Below are 12,040 nucleotides of genomic sequence, written 5' to 3'. Positions count from 1 at the left end.
CTATCTGCTCAATTCCACCACGTAGTCCGCTGCGTTCACGAAATCTTGTGCGTGTTCGATGGCGACGACGGTGTGGCCGGCGACTGTGAGGCAGTTGATCAGTTCCAGCAGGTGCTTGATATCCACTTGATGGAGGCCACGGGCGGGTTCATCAAATAAGAAAAGTGTGTTGGGTGCCTTTGCTCGGGCGAGAGCGATGGAAAGGCGCAGGCGGGCTCGTTCACCGCCGGACATGTGGGCGGTGGATTGTCCTAAACGCAGGTAGTCCAAGCCTGTATCCACCAGAGGTTTCAGCTTATCGGCGAAGGGCTTCATGTTGGCGAAAAGCTTATAGGCGTTGCCGATTTCCATATCCAGGATGTCGGCGATGGAAAGACTCTTGAATCGAATTTCAAGAACTTCGTCGCGGAAGCGCTTGCCCAGGCAGACGGGGCATTCCGTTTCTTCGTAGCCGGAGGGGTCCAGGATGATGCCTTCGCCCTTGCAGTTTTCGCAGCGGCCGCCGGCGGCGTGGGTTGCGAATTTGCCGACGGCGTAACCACGGACTTTACTTTCGGGAAGCTTTGCGAACAGGTCTCGCAGCAGGTTCCCCATGTTGATGGCGCTGAGGACGGTGCTGCGGCGGTTCCCGTGGAAATCCCCTGTGGAAAGGATGGACAGGGCGTCGATGCCGAGGGAGGCGAATTCACCTGCCTTTGCGCGGACAGCCAGATTCTTGAACATGAGGGTGGATTTTCCGCTGCCGCTTTGGCCGGTGATGACACTGAATTTCTTCAGAGGAAAATCAGCGGAAACGGACTTCATGTCGAAGAGGGCGAAATCGCGAACGGGGATGGCTTTGACGACGTTTTTCGTGCCTCGTGCCTCGCACCTGGAACCTGGAACCTCGTGCCTCGTGCCTCTTAAATACTTGATCCAGTTTCCTGTGGGGGAGGCGGGATTGTTCAAAACGTCTTTAGCGGGGCCCATGAACAGGACTTCGCCGCCTTTTTCGCCAGCGCCCGGACCCATTTCAATAATCCAGTCGGCCTTCTCAATAATGCCGGGATTGTGTTCGATGAGAACTAGCGTGTTTCCGCGGGACTGAACTTTTTTCAGAACCTTCCAAAGGGCGTCCACGTCCGTATGGTGGAGGCCGCTGGCAGGTTCATCCAGTGCAATCAAAAGTCCGTTCAGGTGGCCGGTAGAAAGGCTGGCCAATCGCAGACGCTGCATTTCGCCGCCGGACAGGGTCGTGCCGGAGCGGCCTGCCGTCAGGTAGCCGATGTCTAGTTCGTTTATGGCCTCGATGCGGTCCAGCAGACTATTTAGGGTAGGGAGCAGGTTTTGTTTGATGCGTCCCTCGAAGAGACCGCGGACTTTTTTCTCCAGCAGGGAGAAGGGAGTGCTCAGAACTTCTGCCCAGGTAATTCCGTCAATGGTGGCGTTCAGGAATTCCTTCTTTAAACGCAGACCGCCGCATTCCGGACATTCGGCGCAATCTCCGTCATCGCCGATGTCCTCGCTGGCGATTCCCCTTCCGCCACAACATGTACAGGCTGCTGCTCTGGAATAGGGTGAAAAGTCTGCGGCTTCCAGTGCCTTGATTGCTGCGGCGCCTTCTGCAGTTGCTGCGACGCCGTGTTCCTTACAGCAGGGCACGGTACTGAAAACGGTTCGTGTGCCGTTTTCGTCCAAAGTCAATTCAGAATGGGTGAGGCGCAAAACGCCATCCACCGCTTCTGCAATTCGGGTACGGGTGTTTTCGCGAACGATAACGCGGTCCACCACAATGAAAAATTCTTCGGGACAAATTTCCCGTTCGTTGTCCCTCAGGTCGGCTAAGGAATAAATCACGCCGTCGGCCATGGCGCGGGTATAACCTTGTGCCAGGAAGACTGCGGACAACTTATCCAGGGACTGTCCTTCGACGTGTTTCCCGCTTGCAGTAACCTTGCTGCCCGTGTCCATACGTGCAAAAAATTGCAGTTTGGTTCCTTCTGGTCTGCTGGCGATCTGCCTAATGATTTCTTCGCGGCTGATGCTTTCCATGGGCTTGCCGCAAACAGGACAGGCGGGCTTCGCAAAGGCCGCGAACAAAGTCCTCAAAGCGCTGTCGCATTCGGAAATGCTTAAAGCATAAGCCTTGGCGGGCGCTTCACCGTGGCTAGGTCCAATGGCTAAGCTGGCGGATAAACCTTCGGCACTATCCAGAGGAATGTTTCTGCGACCGCCCAGCAATTCGCATGCAAAAGGCGACAACGTTTCAAGGTAACGTCGCTTCGACTCCCCGTGCAAAGTATCCAAAACCAGGGTTGATTTTCCGCAGCCAGAAGGGCCGCATACGACGGTAATCTTTCCCAACGGGAACTGGGCGTCCACATTTTTCAGGTTGTGGAGCCTACATCCGCGAAGAGAAATGAAATCTGCCATAACCTGAATCCTGAAACCTTGAATTTCGAGCCTCGATCCTCGAGCCTCGAACCTCGAACCTATTACTCCTTAAAGGTGAATCGAACTTCGCCAAAGGGAGTGTTGAAATCGCCGCTTTTCAGGTTGCTTGCTTCAACGCCAGCGAACAGACGGTATCCGCCGCCTACAGACAGCTCTAGCCTCTTGGTCACTTTGAAGTTAAACTGCGCGGAAGCGTCGACAACGAAGAAGTAGTCTTCGGAGGAGAAGGCCTCGTCGCCCTTTCTAAGAAGGTTTACCGCGCCGCCACCGATATTCACCGGAATGGAGATAGAGAAGAAGTTGTGGCGGAAGGGGGTTACTTCTGCCTGAAGGCCAAATGCGTTATAGTCCACCATTTCGGGAACCGGGGCGGAGTAGTTGCGAACATCGCTTAGGATGGTGGAAAACCAGGCGCCGGCGGCAATGAAGGAATTGAATTCGATACCGATACGGAGGTTCATGAAAATGGTTCCGTCGTCGATAATCATGGAGTTGCCTCCACCAAAACCGATGTAGGCCTTCAGACCTTCGTTGGATTTTTCTTCCGGGGTGAACTGAACAGAACGGAGTTCTGCAAAGCTGCTGGTTGCGCAGACGAGTGCCAGCGCTGTTGCAACGAAAATTTTATTTGCCAGTTTCATCATCTTCATGGACGTCCTCCAGGGTTGCTGCCCAGTTCCATTTCTTTTCCTTGGCTTCGGGCCAACAACAGATGGTCCACACAAGGCTGTTTCCACATAATATAATTGTCCAGATTCCAAAAACCAAGAACAAAAGTAAGGGAATGAATGCTAGGGATCCGTAGAAGATGGACATACGAGTGACCATGGCGGTCTGGATGAACATAAGGATCTTCACGTAGATGTTGATGGCGACCCAGGAGATGAGGGCTGACATCAAGGACACTGCGGTTAGTTTGTGCTTTGTGTAAAGTTTGGCTTTTTTGCGGGGCCTTGCCGGGAGAGCGCGGAGCATCAAGAAAATCAAAAGGATCGCAGCGAAGTGGAATGCCGTGTACCAGAAGGCGTTGATGATCATGGTCAATGTTTCTGGTGAGAAGTGCAAGCCTTCAACCACAATCATGTTCAAAACCTGCTGAATGTGGTTTACAAATCCTGCAAACATGCCGATGATGCCGGCCACAATCAACAAAAACGGCGTGTAGATCTGGGTCTGACGGAGCAAGGTTCTGGAGGTCTTGTTTTCCCAAACCACGTTAAAGTTTGTTTCCAGACTGCCGAATGCCAGAATGAAGGTGACAAAAAGGCCGAGTGCGCCGACGAATCCCAGTTTGCCGATGGGAACGTGTTCTGCGTTCTTGACGATCTCGATAAGGCCTTCGGTGGGCCAGTCCAGGTTGAGCATGTCCAGCAAAATGGGCAAATAATCAGACATGAAATGGCCGAGGCCCACGGCAAGGGATATGGATGTAAGCAAAATCAGGAGGGGAACCACTGCCACCAGGGTGGTGTAGGTCAGGGATGCGGCACGGGTCATGCCGTGGTAGTAAAAGAATGACTTGCCGGTGACGATAATGACTTTTACAAAAGTCGGAGAGCGGGCTGCGATTCCATCGAACAGCCACTCCCAAGAAAACTTACTCCACCATTTTGCCATAACGGGCCAAAATGTAGTAAAAAAGCGCGGTTCTACGACGGGTGAGTGAACCTGGTATCTTAAAAAATGTAAAAATGAGGATTTTTATTTGAAATGTAGACTTTTTGTTTTGTGAATTGTTGTTAAAATTCTAAAATTTTGTAAAATAACTTAAAAGTGTTGACTTTTATATAAAAAGTATGTATATTCCAAATTAGAAGAAAATGGGTGTCCGTAGTCCCTGGACTACGGTAAAATCGGGAAGGGTGTGGATGTAGGAACCTTTTTAGATTAGTTTTCTTCTTGGTGTAAAACATAAGGGCTATGCCCGAATGGAGTGTGTTATGGGATATGGATTAGTGAAAGCCGTTGTGGCTTTTGGTTTGGGCCTTGGTTTGACTGTTCAGGCAAATGCGGCTCGTCAAATGGAAAACTTGAGCCGTGGCCTTGTCGCCGCAAACGTTGGCGGTGGAATGCTTGTCAGCTGGCGCCTTCTGGGTACAGAAAAGCCTAATACGGAATTCAATCTTTACCGCGATGGTGCAAAAATCGCCACCATCAGCGGAACGCAGGCAACCAACTATCTGGACGCCACCGGTAAGACAACTTCTAAGTACACTGTGGCTCCTGTTGTGGCTGGTGCAGAAGGCGAGGCCCAGGGTCTTTCTTTTGTTTATGACAAGACTTACAAGTCCGGCAGTCTCAGCTTCCCCTATGCAACCATTTCTGTAGATGTTCCTAAGGGCGTGAAAACACCCGACGGCACTACTTGCAGTTACACCCCTAACGACATGAGCGTGGGTGATCTGGATGGTGACGGCGAACTGGAATTTGTACTGAAGTGGGATCCTAACAATTCCAAGGATAACTCTCAGTCCGGTTACACCGGCAACGTTTACCTGGATGCCTATAAGTTCAATGGCACCAAAATGTGGCGAATCGATCTTGGCCGCAATATCCGTGCAGGTGCTCACTATACCCAGTTCATGGTTTATGACCTGGATGGCGACGGCATTGCAGAAATCGCAGTAAAGACTAGCGACGGCACCGTAGATGGCAAGGGTAAGGTCATCGGCGACGCTTCCAAGGACTATCGCACTTCTACCGGTACCATCATGAGCGGTAACGAATACCTGACTGTTTTCAATGGCACTACCGGTGCAGAAATTAACACCATCAACTATTGGCCTGCCCGCGGTAAGATTACCGGCGACAATTACGGTAACCGCGATAACCGTATGTTGGCAGCCATTGCTTACCTGGATGGCGAACACCCCAGTTTGATTATGTGCCGCGGTTATTACACCCAGGCTTTTGTGGCCGCCTACGACTTTAAGGATGGAAAATTGGTGAACCGTTGGCAGTATTCTGCAACCACCTCTGGCCAGGGCCTCTATGGCGAAGGTAACCATAACCTGTCTGTAGGCGATATTAACGGTGATGGCAAGGATGAAATTGTCTTTGGTTCTGCAGCCCTCAAGTCCGACGGCACTTTGCTGTACCGTACCGGTTTTGGTCACGGCGACGCCATGCATCTTTCCGACATGGATCCGGACCGTGCTGGTCTTGAAGTTTACGATGTTCACGAAGAAAAGAAGAACAAGTATTCTGAAGAATTCCGCGGCCCCGATGGTAAGGTCATCTGGGGAACTGAACAGGTGGGCGACGGTGTAGATAATGGCCGTGGCCTTGCAGCGGATATCGATTCCACCAACCGCGGTTTTGAAATGTGGTCTGGAACCAGCGGTGGAATCCGCACTGTAAAGGGTGCTCTGCTTTCCGACAAGAAGCCTTCCGTGAACTTCCGCATTTACTTTGACGGCGACCTGCAGGACGAATTGCTGGATGCAACAGGTTCTGGTGGCAGCGGTGGTAAGATCGAAAAGTGGAACTCTTCCGCCAAGACCATCGATCGCTATTTCAGCTTCTACAACGTGAATAGTTCTACCTTGAACAATTCCACCAAGGCTAACCCCTGTATTTCTGCAGACCTTTTCGGCGACTGGCGTGAAGAATTCATTGTTCGCTCCAGCACAGACCCTTCTCTGCTGACCATTTTCTCCACTCCCGTAAAGACCAACTTCCGCCTGTATACTTTGCTTCACGATTCTCAGTACCGTGTTAGCGTGGCTTGGCAGAATGTGGCTTACAACCAGCCGCCTCACGTGAGCTACTACTTGCCGGATATGGTGAAAAACTTGAAGCAGCCGGAAATTTATACTGTTGCAAGTTCTGGCGAAGTGGTGATGCCTGCTGCAACTATTACCAAGAATGGTGCCGGTTCCAGCCGTCAGACCGTTGCTTTGGGTACCGCCATTTTGGACTTCGCATACGCATATGCCAACTGCACCGGCGTGAAGGTAGAAGGCCTTCCCAAGGGTGTGACTGCAACTTTGAATACCTCCGACAAGAAGATTTACATCTCCGGTACTCCTACTGAAATCGGTACTTTTGCCTTTACCGCAACGACTGTTGGCGGCACTGGTGACGCAGCCTCCCTTTCTGGCCAAATCGTGGTGACCGACCCCTCGATTCCCCAATCCTCTAGCAGCTTTGTGCCGGAAGAATCTTCTAGCAGCGAAGGCGGTAAGCCCACGATTTCTACCAACTATCCTTCTGAAGTGAACGCCGCCGTTCCAGATGAAATGCAGGGCGTTTATGAAGAATACAATGCCGGCTGGCTGGATAGCGGTTACTTCAATTCCGATAATGCAGTTGGCAGCTATGGCGTCTGGGAACTTTATTCCAAGAAGGCTGGCGAAGTGACTGTGACCGTCCGCTTTGCAAACGGTGGCGCAGATCCTCGTAACATGATGCTGTCCATTAATGGGGTCGATGTCCGTGAAGTGGAATTTGCTTCTACCGATGGCTGGACCAACTGGATGGAAACTGAGGTGAAGGTGAAACTTGCAGAAGGCAAGAATACCTTGAAGCTTACTGCGGTTTCTGCCTTGGGTGGCCCGAATGTCGACTTGTTCTATTTCGACCAGGCGGACATCTGCCTCTATCGCGATTATGAATCAGGCAAGGTGAAGTTCGAGGACGAAAATCCTGAAAATCCTGCTGCTGTGCAGAATGTGGTGAATGTCCGCGGAATCGTTGGCTATAACCCGGTCTCTGGCGTGATTCGAACCTCGGAAAGTGGCTTCGCGGAAGTTTACTACTACGACATGAGCGGCACCATGAAATATGGCATGAGTGCAGAAGTTCCTGCGGGTGAAACCTTGCTGAAGGCTGATGGCGAAATGCTTCCCAAGGGCGTTTATTTCGTGAAAGTTAAGTTCAACGGGCGCATGATTTCCAAAGCAAAGGTGTCCAACCGATAAAACTTGATGCCTTTCCCCTAAGAACAGAACTTTTTAGCGGGAAAGGCTTTTTTGGGATAATAAACGGGGGTGGATTCTTCATGGATTTTTTATCCATAAGGTCTCCTTTTTTTTACGAGAAATGTGGACATTATTTGGATATATTTGTCTACAGTTGATGTAGGAGTGTTCTTATGAAACAGTATCTTAAGATTCTTTTGGCTGGTGCAACAATTTTGGGTGTGAGCTCCGCAGCGAATGCTGCTCCGAAACAGATGGAAAACTTGACTCGCGGTCTGGTGGCGTCCAACGTGGGTTCTGGTGTTTTGGTAAGCTGGCGTCTGCTGGGTACAGATGACCCCGCTACCGAATTCAATCTTTATCGCGACGGTTCCAAAGTTGCATCTATCAAGGGTTCTGAAGGTACAAATTTCTTGGACAAGTCTGGCAAGGTGTCCTCCAAGTATGAAATTGCCGCTGTTGTAGACGGTAAGGAAGGCTCAAAATCAGGTGTTTCCGTGGTTTTAGACCAGACTGTTTCCAACAGCGGTCGTTCTGTTCCCTTCAAGACCATCAAGCTTCAGCCTCCTGCAAATCAGACCATGCCCGATGGCGAAGTTTGCACTTACACTCCTAACGACGCAAGCGCTGCCGACCTGGATGGTGACGGCGAATACGAAATTATCCTGAAGTGGGATCCTTCCAACGCCCACGATAACTCCCAGACCGGTTATACGGGCACTGTGTTTATCGATGCCTACAAACTGGATGGCACCCGTCTGTGGCGCATTGACCTTGGACCGAACATTCGTGCGGGCGCACATTACACCCAGTTTCAGGTTTACGACTATGATGGTGACGGCAAGGCCGAAATGATCGTGAAGACTTCCGATGGTACCATCGACGGCAAGGGCAAGGCCATTGGCGACAAGTCCAAGGTTTATCGCGATGGCAACGGCTTAGTTCTTACCGGAAACGAATTCCTGACTGTTTTCCGCGGTGTAGACGGTTCTGCCATTACGACAATCGACTTTGTTCCTCCCCGTAATATCCTGAAGTCCGAAAAGGGCAAGAATGGAGCTGGCTACTGGGGCGATAACTACGGTAACCGTTCTGAACGTTACATTGCTGCAACCGCTTATCTTGATGGTGTGCATCCCAGTGCAATCTTTATCCGCGGTTATTACTCTTCCTCGTACGTTGTGGCCTACGACTTTGACGGAACCACTCTAAAGCAGCGTTGGTTCCATAAGTCTGAAAATCCGGGCCAGGGCCTTTACGAAGAAGGCAACCACAATATTACTACCGGCGATATCGATGGCGACGGCTACGATGAAATTGTCTTTGGTGCAGCATCCCTGAATCACGATGGTACCTTGCGCTACCGCACTGGCCTTGGCCATGGTGACGCTGGCCACTTGGGCGACCTGGATCCGGATCGTCCGGGCCTTGAATTCTTCGGCGTTCAGGAACATACTAACGCAGAATGTACCGACGACCTTCGCGATAAGGACGGAAAGATTCTTTACTGTAGCCCACAGGGTGGTAAGGATAACGGCCGTGGTATTGCCGCCGATATCGACTCCACTCACCGCGGCTATGAATTCTGGTCTGCTAAGGGCGGTGGACTTCACACCATCAAGGGTGATGTCCTTGGTACTCCCGCTCTGGCCATGAATTTCCGTATCTACTTTGATGGTGACGCATACGATGAACTGCTGGATGGCGGTTATGTGTCCAAGTACGATCCCGCAGCAAAGCAGTCGAATGTCTATTTCGATGGTCCTGTCGCTTTGAAGGCTGCCGGCTGCAACGGCACCAAGAATACCCCGTCCTTGGTGGCTGACCTCTTCGGCGACTGGCGCGAAGAAATGGTGCTCCGTAAGGATGGCGATCCTACCACCTTGTTCATCGTGTCTACTCCGGTGACCTCTCCTCATCGCGTTTACACTCTGATGCATGATCCGGTTTACCGCACTGCAATCGCTTGGCAGAACACTGCTTACAACCAGCCGCCGCACCTCGGTTACTACCTGCCGGATATGGTCAAGAACTTGAAGCAGCCTGAAATTCAGGTGGTGGGCGAACCTATCGTGTCTGTTCCTGATGAAACAGAAGATTACCCTGTCGTTAAGGATGGCAAGTCTTCCTTGGAAATTTGCAAGCCTGTAGAATTTGATGGCTTTGTATGCCAGACTGACAATGCGGGCTTCGAACAGGATGGCTTCTTCAATTTTGCAAATTCTATTTCCAGTTACGGTGTGTGGGAAATCTTCTCTCCCAGCGATGCAAAGACGACTTTGACCATCCGCTTTGCTAACGGCGGTACGGCAAACCGTAATATGGCTCTCTCTGTGAACGGAAAGTCTGCGGGTGTTGTTGAATTTGCTGCAACTGGCTGGACCACTTATAAGGAAGTTACTGTGGATGTGGCCTTGAAGGCTGGCAAGAATACAATCAAGCTCACTTCCATGACTTCCGATGGCGGCCCCAATGTGGACCAGTTTACTTTCGCCATGGACGGTGTTGAAATCTATGCCGACCAGAAGGTTCCTACCCAGGCAATCCTTACCCCGGTTGTGCTTGGAGCGAACTCTTACAATCCGGTGACTGGTGTTCTTCGCACGAATATGAGTGGCGACGCTGAAGTTCTTGTTTATGACGTACGTGGCCATATTGTGGGTAGTATTTACAAGAGTGTGGCTGCAGGCTTGAACGACGTTCGTATTGATCGCGAAATGCTTACTAAGGGTCAGTACATTGTGGTTGTTAAGGTCAACGGTTTGGCTGTTGCGAAAAGTGTCTTTGCAGTAAAATAAAAAAGGGTTGGAGTCTTTGGGTATGAACAAATTGTTTAGCAAAATTTGGCAGGGCGTTGTAATCGCTTCCATGTTTTTGGCTACCGCAGCAAATGCTGTTGTGACAATTTACCTGGTGGGCGATTCCACCATGCAGGACTGGGCTTCTGGTTATTATCCAAAGCAGGGGATGGGTCAAGATTTTGGCTACTTCTTTGATTCTGGTCTAGCTAAAGTTTTTAATGCAGGTCGCGGTGGTACTACATCGGTAAGTTACTATGACGGCTTCTGGTCTGTTCGCGGTACGGACCGTAATGGAAAGTATGTCTTTGATAAGGCTATCAGAGACATGGTGCAGACTGGCGACTATGTGATGATCATGATCGGTGCTAACGATAATGGTTATAAGACTGGTGAGGAAAATTTCAAGACCAAGGTGACTGCCATGGTCAAGGAAACTCAGCAGAAGGGCGCTTATCCCATTTTGATTTCTCCCATCCGTCGTTCTAATTTTACCAGCGTAGACTCTGTTTACGAAGGTTATCATGCCTATCCGATTTACATGCGTGAATTGGCCGGTTCTCTGAAAGTCCCGTTCATTGATTTGGATACTCTGTCTAGAAATTACTTGCTGAGTCTTGGCCAGTACTATTCAAACCACTACTTGAATATGTTCATTGACGAAGGCGAGTATTCAACGAGTGGAGTGCAGACGGATAATCAGCATTTGCAACAGATGGGCGCCAACGCCTTTGGACGAATTGTGACTGAACAGCTTCGATTCCATAGCGATGCCAAGGTAAAGGAACTGTCCAAAGCTTTGAAGCCCATGTATCAGGTGGATGTGAAGGTTAGCCCGGAAGGTGCGGCAACTGCAGCAACTGCTAGCGGTTACTATCCGGAAGGCATGATGGTTACCTTGAAGACTACTCCCAAGGCTGGCTACACTTTTGTGGGCTGGTATGATGGTAATGGCAACAAGGTTTCTGGAAATGCAAGAACCGAAGTAAAGTCTCCTTACATTTATACCTTCAAGATGGGGAATAAGTCTACTCAGTATACTGCTGTCTATGCAGGTGGCAGCGCTCAAAAATATACGGGAAATGGTGGCGCTGTAACACAGTTCAGCGTTGATGTTCCTAGGAAATTGAATGGCTTGCCTTTCCAGCCCGAAGGCTATACAAGTCAGCCTGCCGAAGATGAAAAGGTGCTTGGCCCCATTGAGTTTAATAGCTTGTTCCAGGCAGAAGATTCCGTAACGATGAATGAAGGCTTTATTGAGGCAAATCATTTGGGCTTTACGGGAACAGGCTTTGTTAATCTTGCTAATAACAACCAGTCCTTTGCAAGCTACGATCTAGATTTCCCCGAAGCGGCAACAACAACTCTTGCTATTGTCTATGCTAATGGTGGTAAGACAGATCGATTGATCAACGTGTATTTGGACCATGATTATTATGTGTCCTGTCCTCCTAATGGCTGGGATACTTGGGATACCGTTTATACTGAGATTATGACTCCAAAGGGTGAAGGAACTCTTCAGATTATTTCTATGACGTCTGATGGTGCACCCAATATTGATATGTTCGGTTTTGAGATGAAGGGTGTTGTGTATAAGGGTGCAACTCGTCCGGATACGAACAAGGTCGTTTCTGGAGATACCACTGCTAATGATACTAGCGAAACCGAAGCAATCGTGAAAAATCTGGAACTTTCCGTAATGGGAAATGCTGTTGTGACTGTTTTCGATATGCAGGGTAAGCTTGTTGCCAAACGCCAGATGATGGTGGGTAATCGCATTACCTCTAAGGAATTTGACGAAATGGTGAAAACTTCCGGCCTTTACCATGTAGTGGTTCGCAAGGGTTCTCAGGTGATGCATCAGTCCATGGCAAAACTGAAGTAGGT

6 protein-coding genes are annotated in these 12,040 nt (G+C 50.1%); 3 read left to right on the top strand and 3 right to left on the bottom strand.

The window, feature by feature from the left end; genetic code table 11:
- The 3 genes from MJZ25_10725 to MJZ25_10715 all read right to left on the bottom strand — a co-directional run bounded on the left by MJZ25_10725 (window position 1) and on the right by MJZ25_10715 (window position 4,050).
- A complete protein-coding gene (locus tag MJZ25_10725; GenBank protein MCQ2124647.1) occupies window positions 1-2,412 on the bottom strand; it encodes an ABC transporter in 2,412 nt (803 codons plus the stop codon).
- A 62-nt stretch (window positions 2,413-2,474) separates the two neighbouring features.
- The gene (locus MJZ25_10720) at window positions 2,475-3,083 is read right to left on the bottom strand and encodes a hypothetical protein (protein ID MCQ2124646.1); all 609 of its coding nucleotides are present in this window, start codon (window positions 3,081-3,083) and stop codon (window positions 2,475-2,477) included.
- A complete protein-coding gene (locus MJZ25_10715; GenBank protein ID MCQ2124645.1) occupies window positions 3,058-4,050 on the bottom strand; it encodes a YihY/virulence factor BrkB family protein in 993 nt (330 codons plus the stop codon). The genes MJZ25_10720 and MJZ25_10715 overlap by 26 nt, the downstream gene beginning before the upstream one ends.
- A 323-nt stretch (window positions 4,051-4,373) precedes the next feature.
- Here MJZ25_10715 and MJZ25_10710 point away from each other — a divergent pair, with 323 nt between their 5' ends.
- The 3 genes from MJZ25_10710 (at window position 4,374) to MJZ25_10700 (ending at window position 12,038) form a co-directional block, all read left to right on the top strand.
- Entirely contained in the window at window positions 4,374-7,355 is a 2,982-nt protein-coding gene (locus tag MJZ25_10710) for a carbohydrate-binding protein (GenBank protein MCQ2124644.1), read from the top strand.
- 173 nt (window positions 7,356-7,528) lie between these two features.
- Window positions 7,529-10,153, top strand: coding sequence for a hypothetical protein (locus tag MJZ25_10705; protein ID MCQ2124643.1), 2,625 nt, complete (start codon window positions 7,529-7,531; stop codon window positions 10,151-10,153).
- Between the two features lie 22 nt (window positions 10,154-10,175).
- Window positions 10,176-12,038: a GDSL-type esterase/lipase family protein gene (locus MJZ25_10700; protein MCQ2124642.1), complete on the top strand. Its 1,863-nt coding sequence runs from the start codon at window positions 10,176-10,178 to the stop codon at window positions 12,036-12,038.
- Window positions 12,039-12,040: the final 2 nt, after the last annotated feature.

The organism is Fibrobacter sp., from assembly GCA_024399065.1.
Classification (GTDB): domain Bacteria; phylum Fibrobacterota; class Fibrobacteria; order Fibrobacterales; family Fibrobacteraceae; genus Fibrobacter.
This window is presented reverse-complemented; position numbering and strand designations above follow the sequence as displayed.